This window comes from Bacillus sp. 196mf (assembly GCF_003217275.1).
GTDB classification, from domain to species: Bacteria; Bacillota; Bacilli; order Bacillales; family Bacillaceae_G; genus Bacillus_A; species Bacillus_A thuringiensis_S.
This window is the reverse complement of the sequence record NZ_QJTG01000011.1, coordinates 47,588-68,749: the sequence shown is the minus strand read 5'-3', so window position 1 is coordinate 68,749 and position 21,162 is coordinate 47,588. Positions and strand designations below refer to the sequence as shown.

Genomic DNA, 21,162 nt, shown 5'->3' with positions numbered 1-21,162 from the left:
TTTTTCACAAAATATACATGACATGGTTATCTCGGTTTATAGTATACCATAGCAAATATTGATTTGCAAAGACTTTTCCTACCTATTAGAACAGTGATAATTGGTTTTGATCCGGCAAATCTCCTAAACAACCTTGGCTATCTAAATACTCAATAATTGTTTTCGAAACCTTACTTCGTTGCTGTAAGTCTTCTTTTGATAAGAAGTCTCCATTTTTGCGCGCTTCCACAATACTTAAGGCTGCGTTCGTACCAAGACCAGGCACTGCATTAAACGGAGGGATTAATGAGTCTCCATCAATAATAAATTCCGTTGCATGCGAACGGTATAAATCAACCTTTTGGAATGAGTATCCACGCTCGCACATTTCAAGCGTCATTTCTAGTACCGTTAATAAACTTTTCTCTTTCGGCGCTGCATCCAATCCTTTTTGAGCTATTTCATCAATTTTCACACGTATGGATGCTGAACCTTTCGCCATCGCCTCTACATCAAAATCATCTGCACGGACTGTAAAATATGCCGCATAGAATAAAAGTGCAAAATGTACTTTAAAGTATGCGATACGCACAGCCATAAGTACGTAAGCAGCCGCATGGGCTTTAGGGAACATATATTTAATCTTCTTACATGAATCAATATACCAACCTGGTACATTATTACCTTTCATGTCATCTTCCCATTCTTCCGGTACACCTTTACCTTTACGAACCGACTCCATGATTTTGAAGGCTAATGATGGATCTAAACCTTGATAGATTAAATATACCATGATGTCATCACGACAACCGATAACTTCACTCAGCGTACATGTACCGTTATAAATTAACTCATTTGCATTACCCAGCCATACGTCAGTACCATGTGACAGCCCAGAAATTTGGACCAATTCTGAGAATGTCGTTGGTTTTGTCTCTTCTAACATCTGTCTTACGAATTTCGTACCGAATTCTGGGATACCAAGTGTACCTGTTTTACAGTTAATTTGTTCTTCCGTTACCCCTAACGTTTCTGGACCAGAGAAAATTTTCATTACCTCTGGATCATCCGTTGGGATTGTTTTCGGATCAATACCACTTAAATCTTGTAACATACGAATAACGGTCGGATCATCGTGTCCTAGTATATCAAGTTTCAATAAATTATCATGAATCGAGTGGAAGTCAAAATGCGTTGTTCTCCACTCAGCACCAATTGAATCAGCAGGAAACTGTATTGGGGAGAAATCAAAAATATCCATGTAATCTGGCACAACGATTATACCACCTGGATGCTGTCCAGTTGTACGTTTTACCCCTGTACATCCCGCTACTAAGCGGTCAATCTCTGCATTCCGAATTGTTAAATTGTGATCATTTGCATAACCTTTTACATATCCATAAGCTGTTTTTTCCGCAACTGTACCAATCGTTCCAGCACGGTATACATAATCTTCACCGAACAGTACTTTCGTATAGTTATGAGCACGTGGTTGGTATTCCCCGGAGAAGTTCAAATCGATATCGGGTACCTTATCTCCTTTGAATCCAAGGAACGTTTCGAATGGGATATCATGTCCATCTTTTACATATGCCACATTACATGTCGGACAATCTTTATCTGGTAAGTCGAAACCAGAGCCTACCGAACCATCATTAAAGAATTCAGATTGCTTGCATTTTGGACAGACATAGTGTGGTGGTAATGGGTTTACTTCTGTAATTTCCATCATCGTTGCAACGAACGATGAACCTACTGAACCACGCGAACCTACTAGATATCCGTCGACTAACGATTTTTTCACAAGCTTATGTGAGATTAAATAAATAACGGCAAACCCATGTCCAATAATACTTTTCAATTCTTTTTCTAAGCGAGCCTCTACAATTTCTGGTAGTTCTTCACCATATATACTGCGTGCCATTTTATAACTCATATCACGTGTTTCATCATCGGCACCCTCAATTTTCGGTGTATATAGATCATCTTTTACCGGACGAACATCACCAATTAATGACGCAACTTTTTGTGTATTCGTTACAACAACTTCTTTCGCTTTGTCCTCACCTAAAAATGAAAAACACTCTAGCATTTCATCAGTTGTACGGAAATGTACTGGCGGTAATGAATGTCGATTTAACGGATTTGCCCCGCCCTGTGAACTAACTAAAATTTTACGATACATTGCATCTTCTGGATCTAAGTAATGCACGTTCCCTGTAGCGACAACTGGTTTATCTAACGTCTCACCTAGTTTTACTAAGTTAGAGATAATTGTTTTTAATTGTCCTTCATCTCGAACGAGTTCACGCTCTACTAAATGACGCAACACCTCTGGAGGCATTACTTCAATGTAATCATAGAACTGTGCAATTTCTTCTACCTCTTCAGGAGCTTTTTGCATCATTGCCTCAAATACTTCACCTTTATCACAAGCCGTTCCTACTAAAATTCCTTCACGGTATTTTTTTAATAGTGACCTCGGTACTCGTGGTACACGGTAAAAGTAATTAAGGTGAGAATATGAAACAAGTTTATATAAATTTTTCAACCCAACATCTGATGTGGCAAGTAACGTCATATGACTTGGACGGCCACGCTTATACGCATCCCCTTGTCCCATGCTATCATTTAATTGATCGTGATATTCAAATCCCTTTTCAATTACATCTTTCAACATTTTCACAAGTAAATATCCCGTCGCTTCTGTATCATAAATCGCACGGTGATGTTGCGTTAATTCAATATCAAGTTTTTTACACATCGTATTTAATCGATGATTTTTCATTTCTGGGAATAAGAATCGTGCAAGTTCTAACGTATCAATAACGGGGTTATTCGTTTTTTCTAACCCAGCCTTTTTAAAACCTACGTTAATAAAGCCCATATCAAAGCTTGCATTATGGGCAACAAGTGTATGGTCACCCATCCATTCCTCAAACTTTTTAAACACTTCGTCCACTTCTGGTGCATCAGTTAACATATCATCTGTAATACCTGTTAATTCAATAATCGTCGCTGATAATGGTTGATGTGGATTTGCGAAAGATTCAAAGCGATCAATGATTTCGCCACCCTTTACTTTTACGGCAGCCAACTCAATGACTGTGTCGTATACAGCTGATAAACCTGTCGTCTCAACGTCGAAAACAACATACGTTTCCTCTGCAAGTAAACGATGCGCCTCGTTATACGCTATCGGTACACCATCATTAACTAAATTCGCTTCTACACCGTATATAACTTTAACTCCAGCTTTTTTCCCCGCAGAATATGCCTCCGGGAACGACTGAGCCACAGCATGGTCTGTAACCGCAATAGCTTCATGTCCCCATTTACCAGCTTGGGCAACAAGTCTAGAAACAGGAGTAACAGCATCCATTTGGCTCATCGGAGTGTGAAGATGAAGTTCTACACGCTTTTCGCCTTCTGGCGCTTTATCTTTACGAGACGGCCCTGTTATTTCATTAATATCATTTGCAATCATTACTAAATCTCGAACGAATGTATCGTTTTGAACAGAACCACGCGCTTTCACCCACATTCCTTTTTTCAAGGATTGCAGCATTGGAATATCTTCTTTGTCACGCGAGAACATTTTGATCATAATAGAATCCGTATAATCCGTTATTTTTAAAGTTAATAACGTACGCCCACTACGAAGCTCTTTTGTTTCTACATGGAAGACATATCCTTGAACCGTTTTTCTTCTTTCTTCATCTTGAATTTCTCGCATCGGTGTAATCTCTTCATCCGGCTTAATAAGATACCCGAGTGTAATCGGTCCTTCATGCACAACGCTGCTTTCTTCAGCTTGCTTCTTCGCCATTTCTTCCATAGCTTGTATAACACGCTCGCGGTCTTCTTGCTGCGTTTGCTCACGAAACTTTTGCATTTCTTCTGCATTTTGCTGTATATGTGTGTCTAACTGGAAACGCGGGAATCCAAAAGCTTCGTATTGATCCCCCACTGGTTTCGCAACGTTTTTCTTTAAAGCAGTAGACTCCAGCTCATTATTTACATTTATTAACAACTTCACTCCATTCACCTGCGGAAGTTGCTTCTTTAAGTACGCGAACATGGGTGAAAATGTAATTCGTTCCGTACAAAGTGGCCAATACGCCCTTACTTCTTCTTCTGTAAATTGTTTATTCTCTGTTTCTAATGCAAATGTTGTTCTTGCAATATGAGAAAATGATTGCTTAAGCTTTGTTTCTAGCAATTCATATAATTCTGTAGGCAAAATACGTGGCACTTGTAAATCAAAATGCCAACTTTTATTCGCTTTATCAATAACGAGCCTTTCAATACCACCGCCTTGTAAATATTGATTTATAAGGTCGTCTGGTATTTGCAACTGCTGGAGCAAAATTTGAAATCGCTCTTGTTGTTCATTTGTTAAAGACATAAGCACTCTCCTTCCATTTGCTATTATAAATTGAAACGTACTACAAAGAAAGATTTCTTCCTTCTTCTTTTACAAAATACGTTTACAAAGAAAGAGAAGGTACCCCATTACGAGGTACCTCTTCTTATTTTAAAATATTTGCAATATATGTTTGAAGTTCTTCTACTTTTACTTCTTCAGACTCACCTGTAGCACGTACTTTCACTTCTACAATACCTTCGTCTGCTTTTTTACCAACTGTAACGCGAACTGGAAGACCGAATAAATCTGCATCTGCAAACTTAACACCTACACGTTCTGCACGATCGTCTAATAACACTTCATAGCCTTGTTCTTGTAATGAGTTGTAGATATTTTCACCCATTTCACGTTGTGCATCAGATTTCATATTTACTGGAATTACATGCACATGGAATGGTGCTACAGCTTTTGGCCAAACTAAGCCGTTCTCATCGTTAAACTGCTCTGCAATTGCTGCCACTGTACGAGATACACCGATACCGTAACAACCCATAATAAGTGGTTGTGTTTTTCCGTTCTCATCTAGGAATGTCGCGTTCATTGCTTCACTATAACGAGTTCCTAATTTGAATACATGACCAACTTCAATTCCGCGTGCGAAAAGAATTGTTCCGTTTCCATCTGGAGATTGGTCTCCTTCTTGAATGAAGCGTAAATCTGTATATTGACTTACTTTAAAGTCACGTTCTGGATTTACATTTACATAATGAAATCCTTCTTCGTTCGCTCCTGAACATCCGTTAACAATTGATGCTACAGCGTGATCAGCAATAATTTCAATATCACCTGTTACACCAATCGGCCCTAATGAACCAATTTCACAATTTAATAATTCTTTTACTTCTTCATGAGAAGCAAGCTCAACAACTGAAGCGCCGTATACATTTTTCACTTTCACATCGTTTACTTCGTGATCACCACGAACAAGTACAACTACTAATTTCTCATCTACTTTAAATACCATAGACTTAATGCACTTGTCAGCTGCAATGTTTAAGAATGCAGATACTTCTTCAATTGCTTTTTGGTCTGGTGTTGCTACTTTTTCAAGAGCTTTTTCTGCTTCGTCACTCTTCGTATACGTATCTACAACAGGAGCCATTTCGATGTTTGCTGCATAATCAGATGTGTCAGAGTATGCAATTGTATCTTCACCAACATCAGATAATACCATAAATTCATGTGTATCTTTTCCGCCCATTGCTCCAGAATCAGCAATAACTGCACGGAAATTCAAGCCACAACGAGCAAAAATGTTAGAGTATGCTTTATATAAGCGATCGTATACTTCATCTAAGCTCTCTTGTGTAGCATGGAAAGAGTATGCATCTTTCATTAGAAACTCTCTTCCACGTAATAAACCGAAACGAGGTCTTTGCTCATCACGGAATTTTGTTTGAATTTGGTATAATGTTAACGGTAATTTTTTATATGATTTCACTTCATCACGCACAAGATCCGTAATTACTTCCTCATGTGTCGCTCCTAATGCGAATTCACGAGCGTTACGATCTTTCATACGCATTAATTCAGATCCGTATGAATACCAACGACCTGATTCTTGCCATAATTCTGCAGCTTGCATAGCTGGCATTAATAATTCTACAGCTCCTGCACGCTCCATTTCTTCTCGAACGATACGTTCTACTTTGTGTAATACTTTTAATCCAAATGGTAGAAAACTATAAATACCAGAAGCATTTTGACGCATAAAACCTGCGCGAAGTAATAATTGATGACTCTTAATTTCAGCATCAGCTGGAACTTCACGTAATGTAGGACTGAATACCATACTTTGTTTCATTTATTTGCACCTCTTCATTTTACTCTTACACGCAGTAAAACCCCTCACCTCGAATTAGGTGAGGGATTTTATTCTACGAGCTCTATTTCATTATTAGTTTCATTCTATTTTACAAGAAAAACTTACGAATGTCATTCCATGTTACAACTAACATTAATAACATTAATAATGCAAAACCAATAAAATGAACCATTCCTTCTTTTTGACGGTCAATTGGTTTCCCTCGTAACGCTTCAATTAAGAAGAAGAATAAACGGCCACCATCTAAAGCAGGAACTGGTAATAAATTAAATAAACCAAGATTAATGCTTAGAACTGCCGCTAAACTTAGTACACGCGTAAATCCATAATCTACAACTTGATCTGTTAGATTATAAATTCCTACTGGACCTGACAACTCATTAATAGAAAATTGACCAGTTACTAATTTCACAAGAGATTCAAAAATTAGTTTCGTCCATTGGTACGTTTGTTCAAATCCTGATTTAATAGAACCCATTACTGTTTTCTCTACAGGAGAATAAACACCAATTCTACCAACTTCGTCTTTTCCTTCTTTATCAAGTGTTGGCGTTACTTTCACATTAAACTGTTCATTATCACGCTTTACTTGTAACGTAATTTCTTTATTCGGGTTTTCACGTACAATAGTAACAACATCTTTCCATGTACTTGTGTTTTTCCCATCAATCGCTTGAATTGTATCATTCTCTTTCAGGCCAGCTTGCTGTGCTGCACTATTATCCATCACTTTTCCGACCATTGGTTTGTCAATAGGAACCCCTTGTACAAATCCAAGAATCACAAAAATAACAAATGCTAAAATGAAGTTCATTGCAGGACCCGCAAAGATTGTTAAAGCGCGTTGACCCAATTTTTTAGAGCCAAATTGCCTGTTATATGGAGCAATTTGAATTTCTTCTCCAGCAGTAATGATGCGAGCCTTTTCATTCACTCGGAATGTTTGAAGCTCTTCCTCATACTCTTCATAGCCTGAAATCGTTAGATTATGCTCTAAATCAGCTTGTTCGACTTCAATAACACGAACATTTGGATATTTTTCATATCCATCAAAAACTAATTTCACAGCTTCGTCTTTTTCATTTAGCACAAGGCCAACCTTTTTCCCTGGCTTTAACTCAACTGTGTCTGCATCCTCGCCAGCCATTCTTACATAGCCACCCAGAGGCAGTAATCGAATCGTATACACCGTTTCATTCTTTTCAAATGAGAATATTTTCGGACCAAAACCAATCGCAAACTCGCGGCATAAAATGCCTGCTCTTTTCGCGAAGTATAGATGCCCTAGCTCATGGAAAAATACGAGTGCACCGAAAATTAATATAAAGGCAATCGCTGTATTCAATTCCATAACCACCTTTGCTAAATTTGTTCCATCACAAACCGTCTTGTGGCTGCATCAATTTCCAGAATTTCCTCTAAGCTCGGACGTGCAATGACATTGTGATGGTTCATTGCTTTTTCAATGAGGTCTTCCACTGTTAAGAAACCAATTCTCTTTTGTAAAAAAGCTTCAACAGCTACTTCATTTGCTGCGTTCATTACAGCTGGCATACTTCCACCAGCTTTTCCAGCTTCATACGCAAAACGTAAACAACGGAATCGTTCTTGGTCCATTTTCTCAAAATGCAACGTCCCTATTTCCCATAAGTTTAACTGTTTTGTGTCTGAAAGAGGCAATCTATCAGGATATGTAAGTGCGTATTGAATTGGTACTCGCATATCAGGTGAACCAAGCTGCGCCATTACACTACGATCTTCAAATTCAACCATAGAATGGATAATACTTTCTTTATGTAAAACAACATCGATTTGCTCATAAGGGATACCAAAAAGCCAATGTGCTTCAATTACTTCTAGTCCCTTATTCATCATTGTAGCAGAATCAATTGTAATTTTCGAACCCATTGACCAGTTTGGATGTCGAAGCGCATCTTCTACGGTCACATGATGCAATTCATCTCTCGTTTTATCACGGAAACTTCCACCAGAAGCCGTTATAATAAGACGAGAAATTCTTTTTTCATTTTCACCATTCAAGCATTGAAAAATAGCCGAATGTTCACTATCTACTGGAAGTAACGAAACATTATGTTTTCGCGCTGCTTCCATTACAAGATGTCCTGCAGTTACTAACGTTTCTTTATTTGCAATTCCAATTGTTTTTTTCGCCTCAATCGCACGAAGTGTCGGTAACAACCCTACGCTACCTACAACAGCATTTACTACAATCTCCGCATCTGGATGTAATGCTACTTCTAAAAGTCCTTCACTACCATATACAATTTTTGTATTACCAGAAACAGTTTGTAATTTTAAAACATCTTCCTCTCTTTGCACAGAGACGATTTGCGGAGAAAATTCTTGAATTACCTTTACTGCGTAGTCAATATTTTTCCCTACAGAAAAAGCAACGAGACGGAATTGGTCTGGGTGCGAGCGTAATACATCTAAAGTTTGTGTACCAATTGATCCGCTTGCACCTAATAAACTAATGTTTTTCATGACTCCAACCCCTCGTTCATTTATTAATTGTATTGTAATAAGAAGTAGAGAATTGGTAAAACGAATAACCAACTATCTGTTCGATCTAATATACCACCATGCCCAGGTAAAATTGTACCTGAATCCTTTACGCCATAATGACGTTTAAAAGCAGATTGTACTAAATCACCAATTTGTCCAAAAATAGAAATGATAATTGTCAGCACAATTAAAATTACTACATTCGATTCGACTGGGAAGAACACGTTGTAAACAAGTGCCACAATAATTCCACAAACGATGCCGCCTAATGAACCTTCAATCGTTTTATTTGGACTAATTTCTGGCCACAATTTTCTCTTGCCCAATGCTTTTCCTACGAAATATGCGCCTGAATCAGTAGCCCATATAACAAATAATGCACAAAACACATATTTAATTCCTAATATTCTCGTTTCATTTAAATATAAGAATCCCATTGCCACATATGTCGTTGCCATTAGTAAAAATGAAGCATTATCAAAAGTAAATGTATTCTTAGAAAGGACTGTATATGATAAAAGTAATAAAACAATCACAAATGTGATTTCCAATTTACCTAATCCAATCCATGTAAACAGTTCTGATGCACTACTTGGAATTAAAAGAATCCACAATAATACTGCAGCTAAAACTGTCGGTACTGAAATAAGCGTAAGCTTATTCATACGAATTAATTCATATAAACCTATAGAAGCAAGTGCATACACTAAAACCGTAAAAGGCACGCCACCGTATATTACGATGGGAATGAATAGCGCGGCAGCAACCACTCCAGTAATAATTCTCTGTTTCACTACCAAACCCTCTCTTTCTACACGCCTCCGAATCTGCGCCCTCTATGTTGAAAGTCAGTAATCGCATTTAGCAAATGTTCTTCTTTGAAGTCTGGCCAATACACATCTGTAAACCAAAACTCCGAATATGCAATTTGCCATAACATGAAATTACTAATACGTAGCTCTCCGCTTGTTCGGATTAATAACTCTGGATCGGGTAAAGAACTCGTCATTAAGTAGGAGGAAAGCATTTCTTCACTTACCTCTTCAGAACGAATTTTTCCTTCCTCATTATCTTTCATCATATGTTGCACAGCAGAAACGATTTCATCTCGACTTCCATAGTTTAACGCGAAATTAAGAATTAATCCCGTATTCTCTTTCGTATCTTCCATGGCTTTCTCCATCGCTCTGCGTGTATGCGTAGGAAGACGATCTTTTTGCCCTATTACTCGGACTTGTACGTTTTCTTCAATCAATTCTGGTAAAAATGTACCTAGAAATTCTTCTGGAAGCTTCATTAAATAATCAACTTCCTTTTTCGGTCTTTTCCAGTTCTCAGTTGAAAAAGCATAAAGAGTTAACACTTTCACATTAAGTTTACTTGCAAATTTTGTAATTTTCTTTACAACTTGCATACCTTCATGATGTCCCGCAATACGAGGCATTGCTCTCCTCTTTGCCCATCTTCCATTCCCATCCATAATGATGGCAATATGTTCTGGGATATATCCTTTTTTCACTTCTTCAACGAGATGATCAAACGATGTGTCCTTTTTACCTTTAAAAAAAGGAAAGTTTTTAAACATCATTCATACCCTCCAACAAGCAGACGTATGCCTAAAAGTGTAAAAAGACCCCCTTAAGAAGAGGGTCATATTTGCGAAGTTATCGCTATTACACTTCCATGATTTCTTTTTCTTTGTTTTTTGCGATTTCGTCAACTTTTGCAATATATTTATCTGTTTCTTTTTGGATATCTTCAGTATATCCTCTTAAATCATCTTCTGTAATCTCGCCAGCTTTTTCAAGCTTCTTAAGATCATCATTTCCATCACGACGTACGTTACGAACAGCTACTTTTGCTTCTTCAGCATATTTTTTCACAACTTTAACAAGATCACGACGACGCTCTTCTGTTAATGCAGGGAATGCAATACGAATTACAGTTCCATCATTAGAAGGGTTTAAGCCTAAATCTGCTTTTAAAATTGCTTTTTCGATATCACCGATAGAAGTTTTATCATAAGGTTGAATTACAAGTAAACGTGCTTCTGGAACTGTAATGTTCGCTAATTGCACAACTGGTGTTGGTGCACCATAGTAATCAACTTGTACCTTATCTAATACAGACGAGCTTGCACGACCAGCGCGAACTGTTGCTAATTCACGAGAATAAGCAGCAACTGCTTTTTCCATTTTTTCATTTGAAGACTTCAATACTTGTTGTCCCATATTTATTTCCCCCTTACAACTGTTCCAATATTTTCGCCTAAAACGGCACGTTTAATATTACCTTTTTCCATAACTGAGAATACAATTAATGGAATATCATTATCCATACATAGAGAAGAAGCTGTAGAATCCATTACACCTAAACCTTCTTTTAATACATCTAAGTAAGTAAGCGTTTCGTATTTCGTAGCTGTTGGGTCAATAGATGGATCTGCGCTATATACGCCATCCACATTATTTTTTGCCATTAAAATAACGTCTGCTTCGATTTCCGCTGCACGTAATGCTGCTGTTGTATCTGTAGAGAAGTATGGATTACCTGTACCTGCTGCAAAGATAACAACACGTTTTTTCTCTAAGTGACGAACTGCTTTACGGCGAATGTAAGGCTCTGCCACTTGACGCATCTCAATTGAAGTTTGTACACGAGTTTGGATTCCAATATTCTCCAAGCTATCTTGAAGAGCTAATGAATTCATAACTGTAGCTAACATGCCCATGTAATCTGCTCCTGCACGATCCATGCCCATTTCACTTCCAATTTTCCCACGCCAAATGTTACCGCCACCAACAACAACAGCAACCTCTACATCAAGTTCTGCAATTTCTTTTACTTGTTCTGCAACTGACTTAATAACAGTTGGATTAATTCCAAATCCTTGCTCTCCAGCTAAAGCTTCTCCACTTAGCTTTAAAACGACACGATTATATTTCGGTTTACTCATAATGAACCTCCAATTGCTTACATCTTTATTTTAAAAAAGGGAACACAATGTGTTCCCTAATCTGTATTAGTTACTACCTTTTACTTGGTTCATTACTTCTTCAGCAAAGTTGTCTTCGCGTTTTTCGATACCTTCACCAACAGCGTAGCGAACGAATCCTTTTAATGTTCCGCCTTTAGACTCAACGAACTGACGAACTTTCATATCAGGGTTTTTAACGAATGCTTGGTCAAGTAAGCAAATCTCTTCGAAGAATTTGCCTAGACGGCCTTCAACCATTTTTGCAACGATTTTTTCAGGCTTGCCTTCGTTTAATGCTTGTTGTGTTAATACTTGACGCTCATGCTCAACTTCTTCAGCTGTTACAGCATCGCGGTCGATGTATTTAGGGTTAACTGCAGCGATGTGCATTGCAACATCTTTAGCAGCAGCTTCATCAGTAGAACCTTCAAGAACTGTTAATACACCAATGCGTCCACCCATGTGTAGGTAAGCGCCGAATGCATCTGCATCAGTTTTTGATACGATTTCGAAACGACGAAGTGTAAGTTTTTCACCAATTTTAGCGATTGCTTCATTGATGTGCTCTTCAACGTTTTTACCGTTTTCCATTGTTTGAGCCATAGCTTCTTCAACGTTAGCTGGTTTGTTAGTTAATAAGTGAGCAGCTAATTCTTTAATTAGTGCTTGGAAACCTTCGTTTTTCGCAACGAAATCAGTTTCAGAGTTTAATTCTAAGATTAAAGCGTCGTTACCGTTTGTTTCGATGAAAGTTAAACCTTCAGCAGCAATGCGGTCTGCTTTTTTAGCAGCTTTCGCAATACCTTTTTCGCGTAAGAAGTCAATTGCCTTCTCCATGTCGCCGTTAGTTTCTGTTAAAGCTTTTTTGCAGTCCATCATACCTGCGCCAGTTTTTTCACGTAATTCTTTTACCATTTGAGCAGTGATTGCCATATTTTTCATCCTCCTAAAATATGTATTTATACCTTTTATAAAGGTGTTTATACCTTAAAAAAGGTGATAAAAGGCCGAACCCCTTATCACCTTTCCAACTTTGTTACGCAGTAACAGTTTCTTCACCTTGTTTTGCTTCAAGGATCGCGTCTGCCATTTTAGATGTAAGAAGTTTTACAGCACGAATTGCATCATCGTTTGCTGGAATAACGTGATCGATTTCGTCTGGATCACAGTTTGTATCAACGATACCGATGATTGGAATGTGTAATTTGCGTGCTTCAGCAACTGCAATACGCTCTTTACGAGGGTCTACTACGAATAATGCACTTGGAAGACCTTTCATATCTTTAATACCGCCTAAGAATTTCTCAAGACGCTCTAACTCTTTTTTAAGTTGAACAACTTCTTTCTTAGGAAGTACTTCGAAAGTACCATCTTCTTGCATTCTTTCGATGTCTTTAAGACGCTTGATACGCTTTTGGATTGTTTGGAAGTTTGTTAAAGTTCCGCCTAACCAACGTTGGTTAACGAAGTACATACCAGCACGAGTTGCTTCTTCTTTAATAGCTTCTTGTGCTTGTTTTTTAGTACCTACGAATAAGATGTCTCCACCTTCAGCAGCGATGTCGCGCATCGTTCTGTAAGCTTCCTCAACTTTTTTCACAGTTTTTTGTAAGTCGATGATGTAGATACCGTTACGCTCTGTGAAAATGTAACGCTTCATTTTTGGGTTCCAACGACGAGTTTGATGTCCGAAATGAACACCAGCTTCAAGCAATTGCTTCATAGAAATTACTGACATAATATAGTTCCTCCTAAATGGTTTTTGATATCCTCCGTTTACTTCATCTCTAAGCGAAACTACAAACGTAGCACCAACACTTAAATCAGTAAACGTGTGTACTTTGTACTGACACCACTGCTTACTATATCATACTGAAATATTACAATCAAGTCGAAAATGCGAACAATGTAAAACTTTCTTTGTTCATACTCGAATTCTAGTATTACCAACCTTCATTTCTTTTAAGCAAAAAAGTAAAACACAATTAATAGTTTTCCCAGAAAACACGCTTATGGCACTTTTCACAAGCGCCATCAATCCATTGCACAAAAAAACTCTCCTCGATCGAGGAGAGTTTTTTATAAATTAGTTTGTTTTTAATTTAGCAAGTTCCTGTAGAAACTTGTCGTTTAGCACTTTAATGTATGTTCCTTTCATACCTAAAGAGCGAGACTCAATTACACCAGCACTTTCTAATTTACGTAGTGCATTTACGATTACAGAACGAGTAATTCCTACACGATCAGCAATTTTACTTGCAACAAGTAAACCTTCTGTTCCATTTAATTCTTCGAAGATATGCTCAATTGCTTCTAACTCACTGTAAGATAATGAGCTAATCGCCATTTGAACAACAGCTTTACTACGTGCTTCCTCTTCGATTTCTTCTGCTTTTTCACGTAAGATTTCCATGCCTACAACAGTTGAGCTGTACTCAGCAAGGATTAAATCGTCATCTAAGAACTCTTGACCAAGACGAGCTAATACTAAAGTACCTAGACGCTCACCACCACCAACGATTGGTACGATTGTAGTTAAACCTTGACCAAATAATTCTCTGTTTTCTACCGGGAATGCTGTGTAAGCACTGTTCACATCTAAGTTTGAAGATGTTTCTGTAATGTTGAATAAGCTTTGTGTATATTCTTCTGGGAATTGACGTTCTGCAAGCATTTGCTTCATGCGTTCGTTTTCGATTTGTTGGTGAATTGCATAACCTAGTAATTTACCACGACGACTAACTACGAATACGTTTGCTTCGATTACTTCACACATTGTGTCAGACATTTCTCTAAAGTTTACAGGCTTCCCTGCTGCGCTCTGTAATAACGCATTTAATTTTCTTGTTTTTGCTAATAATTCCATTTCAAAAGTTCCTCCTACATGTTACTCACATATTTTTTCATCACTTGGAAACTAGGGCGAGTCACCTGATGACACTATTACAAAATAAACTGGCTCACATCTTTATTTTTAGCAATTGTTGCTAATTTCTCCTCAACGTATTGAGGGGTTATCGTTATTTTCTCTAACGTAATTTCAGATGCTTCAAACGATAAATCTTCAAGGAGCTTCTCCATAATCGTATGAAGTCTTCTTGCTCCAATATTATCTGTATCCTGATTAACTTGATAAGCAATCTCAGCAATCTTACGAATAGCTTCGTCTGAAAATTCAATTTCTATACCTTCAGTCGCTAATAATGCCATATATTGTTTAATTAACGCATTGTCAGGCTCGATTAATATTTTAACAAAATCGTCTGTCGATAATTTTGTTAATTCTACTCGAATCGGAAATCTCCCTTGCAATTCCGGAATTAAATCCGACGGTTTAGACATATGGAACGCTCCAGCTGCAACGAATAAAATATAATCCGTTTTTACTGATCCGTATTTTGTCGCAACATTCGACCCTTCTACAATTGGCAAAATGTCACGTTGCACACCTTCACGTGATACATCTACGCTATTCGACTGCTTACCAGCAATTTTGTCAATTTCATCGATAAAAATAATCCCGAGCTGTTCAGCACGATAAACAGCCTCTTGTGTAACTTCATCCATATCAATTAAGCGCTGTGCCTCTTCATTTGTCAAGAGTTTTCTTGCTTCTTTTACAGAAAGTTTACGTTTTTTTGTTTTTTTCGGCATAAAACTCCCTAACGCATCTTGGAAATTCATTCCCATTTGCTCCATGCCAGTTCCTTGTAACATATCAAACATTGACGACTGTTGCTCAGTCACTTCAATCGATACAATCTCTTCTTCAAGAAGCCCTGCAGCAAGCTTTCTCTCCACATCTTGACGTTTCTTTTCGATTTCACCATCTTCTTGTGTATCAGACGTTTGACTCGAATTTTGAGCGCCCCCAAAAAGCATCTCTAATGGATTTTTAAATCCAGATTGCTTCTCCGGACTCGGTACTAAAATTTCAACAAGACGTTGATTCGCTTGCTCTTCTGCTTTATCTTGAACTTTCACTACCATTTCTTCTTTCACGATACGAACCGATGTTTCCACAAGGTCACGTACCATCGACTCTACATCTCTACCCACATATCCAACTTCTGTGAATTTTGTAGCCTCAACCTTAATAAAAGGTGCTCCAACGAGTTTCGCCATTCGTCGTGCTACCTCTGTTTTCCCAACACCTGTCGGTCCAATCATCAAAATGTTTTTAGGTGCTATTTCATCACGTAAATTTTCAGCTAATTTACTGCGACGGTATCGATTTCTCAACGCTACAGCAACCGCTTTCTTTGCGTCTTTTTGACCGATGATATATTGATCTAATTTTTCCACAATTTGGCGCGGAGTAAAATGTAAATGCATATAAAATGCCTCCCTTACGATTCTACAATTCTTCAACAATTATGTTGTGATTCGTATAAACACAAATATCACCAGCAATCTCTAAACTCGCTTTCGCAATTTGTTTCGCTGTTAAGTGTTCACTTGCATATTGCTTTAAAGCACGACCTGCAGAAAGCGCATAATTTCCACCAGATCCAATTGCTAAAATACCATCATCCGGTTCAATCACTTCTCCTGTACCTGAAACAAGAAGCATAGTTGTTTTATCCATGACAATGAGCATCGCTTCTAGTTGACGTAACATTTTATCGCCACGCCATTGTTTTGCCATTTCAACAGCAGCACGCTGCAAGTTGCCATTATACTCTTCTAATTTCCCTTCAAACATTTCAAAAAGAGTAAATGCATCAGCAACTGAACCTGCAAAACCAGCTAAAACTTTACCTTGGAAAAGTCTGCGAACTTTACGAGCTGTATGTTTCATTACAACAGCATTTCCCATTGTCACCTGACCATCTCCAGCCATTGCACATTCTCCATTATGATGAACTGCAAATATCGTTGTAGCGTGGAAATTCCCCATAGAAAAAACTCCTTTATTTGTTTTTATAGCTTTTAAAGCAATTTATGCCCGCGGGTGATGCTTCATGTAAACAGAACGCAATCTTTCTTTAGATACATGCGTATAAATTTGTGTAGTCGACAAATTCTCATGACCTAATAGCTCCTGTACAGTACGTAAATCCGCCCCTTCATCTAACATGTGTGTAGCAAATGTATGCCTTAACATATGGGGACTTATCCGCATTGTCAGTGACGCCTTTTTAATGAGTTCATTTAAAACATAACGTACTCCACGACTTGTTAGCGGTGTACCTTTCGCATTTAAAAATACCATACGAGAGTCTTCGTCAGTCTTATTAACTAACTGTTTTCTCCCATTCTCTATATAAGTAATTAAAGAATCTTGCGCATAGCTTCCGAACGGAATATACCTTTGTTTTTTTCCTTTTCCCATTACTAAAATTGTTCCCACCGCAAAGTCAATATCGGTAAGTTGTAAATTGACACATTCACTCACACGGATTCCAGTCGCATACATCAACTCTAATAAAGCTTGATTCCTTTGACCTAATGGTGTTCCCGTGTCAGAAACTTCAAATAATTCCTCTAACTCTTCAGCATATAAAAACTTTGGGATTGACAATTCTTTTTTGGGGAGTGACGCAAGTGCAAACGGATTATCTTTTCGATAACCTTCACGCATCAAAAAACGATATAAACTTCGTAAGCTTGATACTTTTCTTGCGACAGATTTACGGGCTAACTTTTCATCGTGCAACGTCGTTAAGTACAAACGAACATCCGCGTATGTAACGTCTAAAAAAGAGGATATGCCTTCTCGCTCCATAAATTGCACAAAATGTTCTAAATCATTTTGATAACTTGCAATTGTATATTTTGAATAATTTCTTTCAATTTGTAAATATCCAACGAATAATTGTAACAATTTCTTCACATTCACACAACTCACCTCAATAAAGGCTACTAAATCGTATCACAACTTAGTAGCCTTTGCAAGAAATTTAACTAAATATTTACAAAATTTTGAATTGTTTCTAAAGCTCGTGTTGCGTATGCTTCATTTCGTTCCGCTTTCTTTTTGATCTTTTTCTCTAACGGTGCAAATAGACCGAAGTTTGCATTCATCGGTTGGAAGTTTTTAGCATTTGTTGCCGTAATGTAATTTGCCATGCTACCCATTGCAGTTACTGACGGTAATACAACTGGCTCTTCACCTTGCACAAGACGTGCAGCATTAATTCCCGCTAATAATCCTGATGCTGCTGATTCAACATATCCCTCTACTCCAGTCATTTGACCAGCGAAGAATAAATCATCACGTTGTTTATATTGATATGTTGGACGAAGCAAATTAGGTGAATTAATAAACGTATTACGATGCATTACACCATAACGTACAATCTCTGCATTTTCCAGTCCCGGAATTAACTGTAGCACTTCTTTTTGTGGTCCCCATTTTAAATGCGTTTGGAAACCTACGATATTGTATAAAGTTCCCGCTGCATCATCTTGACGCAACTGAACAACAGCATATGGCGTTTTTCCTGTTTTTGGATCTTCCAATCCAACAGGTTTCATAGGTCCAAATACTAGCGTCTGTCTCCCTCTACTTGCCATAACTTCTACTGGCATACAACCTTCAAAGAAAATTTCTTTTTCAAACTCTTTTAAAGGCACTGTCTCAGCAGCAATTAAAGCCTCATAAAAACGGTCAAACTCTTCTTCTGTCATTGGGCAATTTAAATATGCAGCTTCACCTTTGTCATAACGCGATTTTAAATATACTTTATTCATGTCAATGCTGTCTTTTTCTACGATTGGTGCTGCCGCATCGTAGAAATAGAAATAATCTTCACCTGTTAGTTCTTTTAATTGTGCAGCAAGATCAGGAGATGTAAGTGGACCTGTTGCAATAATTGTTGGTCCTTCTGGAATTTCAGTAAGCTCTTCGTTCACTACAGTTACATTCGGATGGTTTTTTACGTATTCTGTTACTTTAGCTGCGAACTCATGACGGTCTACAGCTAAAGCACCTCCAGCTGGTACAGAGCACTCGTCTGCCGCACGAATAATTACAGAATCCATTAAACGCATTTCCTCTTTAATAACTCCAACTGCATTTGTTAAAGTGTTTGCACGAAGTGAGTTACTACATACTAATTCCGCAAATTTATCTGTGTGATGAGCTGGTGTTTGCCTTACCGGCCTCATTTCATATAATCTAACTTGGACACCACGTTTTGCAATTTGGTAAGCTGCTTCACTTCCTGCAAGACCTGCGCCAATGACGTTTACTACTTGTGTTGTCATTTATATCACCTTTCCTTTTCTTCCCGAAAAAAATGTGAGCAGTTACGCTCACATTTGTTGTTCTTCTTCATAATCGCACGAAATACATTGTACTTGCACGCCTTTTTTTAACTTTTTCTCTACAAGCATGCCTTCACACTTCGGACATTTACGACCAATTGGCTTATCCCAAGATACAAAGTCACACTCTGGATACGTACCGCATCCATAGAAAAGACGTTTCTTTTTGTTACTGCGACGCTCAATAATTTGTCCTTCTTCACATTTCGGACAAGTTACACCGATTTCTTTCACAATCGCTTTTGTATTACGACAATCAGGGAAATTCGAACAAGCCATAAACTTCCCGTATTTACCCATTTTAAAGACCATTGGATGTCCGCATAATTCACAGTCTTCCCCAGCTGGCTCATCTTTAATTTCCACTTCACGCATTTCTTTTTCCGCTTTTTCTAAGCGCGGTTCAAATCCTACGTAGAAATCATCAACAATTTTCACCCAATTGGCATTTCCTTCTTCTACTTCATCAAGGCTTTGCTCCATATTGGCAGTAAATTCAATGTTAATAATTTCTGGGAAAAACTCTAAAATAAGTTCAATTACTATTTCACCAAGTTCAGTCGGAACGAAGCGTTTATTATCCAAACCTACATATCCACGTTTTTGAATCGTTTCAAGTGTAGGTACATAAGTCGACGGTCTTCCAATTCCAAGTTCTTCAAGTGTTCTTACTAGACGGGCCTCTGTATAGCGCGGAGGAGGTTGTGTAAAATGTTGCTTCGGTTCTAAATCCTTTGAAAATACAGTTTCCCCTACTTCTAAAGGCGGCAACATCTTATCCTTTTCTTCCGCACCATCATCTTTCGACTCTACATACACTTTCATAAATCCTGGAAACTTTACAACCGATCCACTTGCACGGAACTGAACATTGTTATTAATGAGTCTCGCTGTCACAGTATCCATTATAGCAGACGCCATTTGACTTGCAACAAATCGCTCCCAAATCAATTTATATAATCGAAGTTGATCACGACTTAAGAAACTTTTCAGTTCCTCTGGCTTTCTCATTACCGAAGTAGGACGAATTGCCTCATGTGCATCTTGTGCATTTGACTTTTTCGATTCTTTCTTCTTTTCTGTTCCTATGTATTCCGTACCATACGCTTCAGTGATGTAAGTACGTGCCTCTGTTTGAGCTGTTTCTGAGATACGTGTTGAATCAGTTCTCATATACGTAATAAGACCTACAGTTCCTTGTTTTCCAAGATCTATCCCTTCATACAATTGCTGTGCAAGCATCATCGTTTTCTTTGCTCGCATATTTAACTTACGTGCTGCTTCTTGTTGCAAGGAAGATGTTGTAAACGGTAATGCAGGATTACGTTTTCGCTCTTTGCGCGTTACATTTTCAACTGAAAACGCATTGTCTTTCATCTGTTCAATTATTTCATTCACTTGCGTTTCATTCGTTAATTGAACTTTTTCACCATCTACACCGTAAAAACTTGCTTCAAATGTGTCTTTTCCTTTTACAAATTCTGTTTTAATTGTCCAGAATTCTTCAGGTTCAAAGCTTTGAATTTCCTTTTCACGTTCGATGATTAAACGAACTGCTACAGATTGTACACGCCCTGCACTTAATCCTTTTTTTACTTTCTTCCATAATAAAGGACTAATATTGTAACCAACAAGACGATCAAGTATGCGTCTTGCTTGTTGTGCATCTACTAAATCCATATTAATTGCGCGAGGATGTTTAAATGATTCTTTGATTGCATCTTTCGTAATCTCATTAAACACAACCCGACAATCTGATTCAACGTCCACATTTAACGTATTCGCTAAATGCCAAGCAATCGCTTCCCCTTCGCGGTCTGGATCGGCCGCGAGATAAACTTTCTTTGCTTTTTTCGCCGCTGATTTTAAATCCTTTAAGACGGGACCTTTACCACGAATGGTAATATACTTCGGGGTGAAGTTGTTCTTTACTTCTATCCCCATTTGACTTTTTGGCAAATCGCGAACATGTCCCATAGACGCGACAACTTTGTATTTTTTCCCTAAATATTTCTCAATGGTCTTCGCCTTAGAAGGCGACTCCACGATTACGAGGTAATCTGACATGCTAGTGCCTCCTTAAGAGGTGGATTCAAGTCTTCATTAATCTTATTGATTTCTCTTGTTTTTGTCAATCAAGAATGAATATACCAT

16 protein-coding genes are annotated in these 21,162 nt (G+C 37.9%); all 16 read right to left on the bottom strand.

Features of this window, described 5'->3' with window-relative positions; genetic code table 11:
- Positions 1-85 precede the first annotated feature (85 nt).
- A complete protein-coding gene (locus ATL10_RS16710) occupies positions 86-4,387 on the bottom strand; it encodes a PolC-type DNA polymerase III (RefSeq protein WP_053563760.1) in 4,302 nt (1,433 codons plus the stop codon).
- Positions 4,388-4,511: 124 nt separating this feature from the next.
- Entirely contained in the window at positions 4,512-6,212 is a 1,701-nt protein-coding gene (locus ATL10_RS16700) for a proline--tRNA ligase (protein WP_090977191.1), read from the bottom strand.
- A gap of 109 nt (positions 6,213-6,321) precedes the next feature.
- Complete coding sequence (gene rseP / locus ATL10_RS16695; protein WP_001090233.1) at positions 6,322-7,578, bottom strand: RIP metalloprotease RseP; 1,257 nt, start codon at positions 7,576-7,578, stop codon at positions 6,322-6,324.
- 17 nt (positions 7,579-7,595) lie between these two features.
- Positions 7,596-8,738: a 1-deoxy-D-xylulose-5-phosphate reductoisomerase gene (gene dxr, locus ATL10_RS16690; RefSeq protein ID WP_000790379.1), complete on the bottom strand. Its 1,143-nt coding sequence runs from the start codon at positions 8,736-8,738 to the stop codon at positions 7,596-7,598.
- Between the two features lie 23 nt (positions 8,739-8,761).
- Entirely contained in the window at positions 8,762-9,553 is a 792-nt protein-coding gene (cdsA, locus tag ATL10_RS16685; RefSeq protein ID WP_000813592.1) for a phosphatidate cytidylyltransferase, read from the bottom strand.
- A 17-nt stretch (positions 9,554-9,570) separates the two neighbouring features.
- A complete protein-coding gene (gene uppS / locus ATL10_RS16680) occupies positions 9,571-10,347 on the bottom strand; it encodes an isoprenyl transferase (RefSeq protein WP_000971296.1) in 777 nt (258 codons plus the stop codon).
- Between the two features lie 85 nt (positions 10,348-10,432).
- Complete coding sequence (frr, locus tag ATL10_RS16675; RefSeq protein ID WP_000531505.1) at positions 10,433-10,990, bottom strand: ribosome recycling factor; 558 nt, start codon at positions 10,988-10,990, stop codon at positions 10,433-10,435.
- A gap of 2 nt (positions 10,991-10,992) precedes the next feature.
- The gene (gene pyrH, locus ATL10_RS16670) at positions 10,993-11,715 is read right to left on the bottom strand and encodes a UMP kinase (protein WP_000042669.1); all 723 of its coding nucleotides are present in this window, start codon (positions 11,713-11,715) and stop codon (positions 10,993-10,995) included.
- A 66-nt stretch (positions 11,716-11,781) separates the two neighbouring features.
- Positions 11,782-12,669, bottom strand: coding sequence for a translation elongation factor Ts (tsf, locus tag ATL10_RS16665; RefSeq protein ID WP_001018577.1), 888 nt, complete (start codon positions 12,667-12,669; stop codon positions 11,782-11,784).
- Between the two features lie 103 nt (positions 12,670-12,772).
- Complete coding sequence (gene rpsB / locus ATL10_RS16660) at positions 12,773-13,474, bottom strand: 30S ribosomal protein S2 (RefSeq protein WP_000111485.1); 702 nt, start codon at positions 13,472-13,474, stop codon at positions 12,773-12,775.
- 348 nt (positions 13,475-13,822) lie between these two features.
- Positions 13,823-14,602, bottom strand: coding sequence for a GTP-sensing pleiotropic transcriptional regulator CodY (gene codY / locus ATL10_RS16655; protein ID WP_000421290.1), 780 nt, complete (start codon positions 14,600-14,602; stop codon positions 13,823-13,825).
- A gap of 77 nt (positions 14,603-14,679) precedes the next feature.
- On the bottom strand, positions 14,680-16,071 hold the full coding sequence (hslU, locus tag ATL10_RS16650) for an ATP-dependent protease ATPase subunit HslU (RefSeq protein ID WP_000550085.1): 1,392 nt from the start codon (positions 16,069-16,071) through the stop codon (positions 14,680-14,682).
- Positions 16,072-16,093: 22 nt separating this feature from the next.
- Positions 16,094-16,636: an ATP-dependent protease proteolytic subunit HslV gene (hslV, locus tag ATL10_RS16645; protein ID WP_000526274.1), complete on the bottom strand. Its 543-nt coding sequence runs from the start codon at positions 16,634-16,636 to the stop codon at positions 16,094-16,096.
- Positions 16,637-16,678: 42 nt separating this feature from the next.
- Entirely contained in the window at positions 16,679-17,578 is a 900-nt protein-coding gene (gene xerC / locus ATL10_RS16640) for a tyrosine recombinase XerC (protein WP_001101245.1), read from the bottom strand.
- A 65-nt stretch (positions 17,579-17,643) separates the two neighbouring features.
- Positions 17,644-18,948, bottom strand: a complete 1,305-nt coding sequence (gene trmFO, locus ATL10_RS16635; RefSeq protein ID WP_000213006.1) for an FADH(2)-oxidizing methylenetetrahydrofolate--tRNA-(uracil(54)-C(5))-methyltransferase TrmFO — start codon at positions 18,946-18,948, stop codon at positions 17,644-17,646.
- A 48-nt stretch (positions 18,949-18,996) separates the two neighbouring features.
- A complete protein-coding gene (gene topA / locus ATL10_RS16630) occupies positions 18,997-21,075 on the bottom strand; it encodes a type I DNA topoisomerase (protein WP_001286955.1) in 2,079 nt (692 codons plus the stop codon).
- Between the last annotated feature and the right edge of the window lie 87 nt (positions 21,076-21,162).

What these genes read in the sequence shown, in the direction of transcription:
- uppS (WP_000971296.1), bottom strand. Translation starts at nt 10,347, where the DNA reads ATGATGTTTAAAAACTTTCCTTTTTTTAAAGGTAAAAAGGACACATCG.
- hslV (WP_000526274.1), bottom strand. Translation starts at nt 16,636, where the DNA reads ATGGGGAATTTCCACGCTACAACGATATTTGCAGTTCATCATAATGGA.
- ATL10_RS16700 (WP_090977191.1), bottom strand. Translation starts at nt 6,212, where the DNA reads ATGAAACAAAGTATGGTATTCAGTCCTACATTACGTGAAGTTCCAGCT.
- rpsB (WP_000111485.1), bottom strand. Translation starts at nt 13,474, where the DNA reads ATGTCAGTAATTTCTATGAAGCAATTGCTTGAAGCTGGTGTTCATTTC.
- tsf (WP_001018577.1), bottom strand. Translation starts at nt 12,669, where the DNA reads ATGGCAATCACTGCTCAAATGGTAAAAGAATTACGTGAAAAAACTGGC.
- frr (WP_000531505.1), bottom strand. Translation starts at nt 10,990, where the DNA reads ATGGGACAACAAGTATTGAAGTCTTCAAATGAAAAAATGGAAAAAGCA.
- codY (WP_000421290.1), bottom strand. Translation starts at nt 14,602, where the DNA reads ATGGAATTATTAGCAAAAACAAGAAAATTAAATGCGTTATTACAGAGC.
- ATL10_RS16710 (WP_053563760.1), bottom strand. Translation starts at nt 4,387, where the DNA reads ATGTCTTTAACAAATGAACAACAAGAGCGATTTCAAATTTTGCTCCAG.
- trmFO (WP_000213006.1), bottom strand. Translation starts at nt 18,948, where the DNA reads ATGACAACACAAGTAGTAAACGTCATTGGCGCAGGTCTTGCAGGAAGT.
- topA (WP_001286955.1), bottom strand. Translation starts at nt 21,075, where the DNA reads ATGTCAGATTACCTCGTAATCGTGGAGTCGCCTTCTAAGGCGAAGACC.
- pyrH (WP_000042669.1), bottom strand. Translation starts at nt 11,715, where the DNA reads ATGAGTAAACCGAAATATAATCGTGTCGTTTTAAAGCTAAGTGGAGAA.
- hslU (WP_000550085.1), bottom strand. Translation starts at nt 16,071, where the DNA reads ATGCATTTACATTTTACTCCGCGCCAAATTGTGGAAAAATTAGATCAA.
- dxr (WP_000790379.1), bottom strand. Translation starts at nt 8,738, where the DNA reads ATGAAAAACATTAGTTTATTAGGTGCAAGCGGATCAATTGGTACACAA.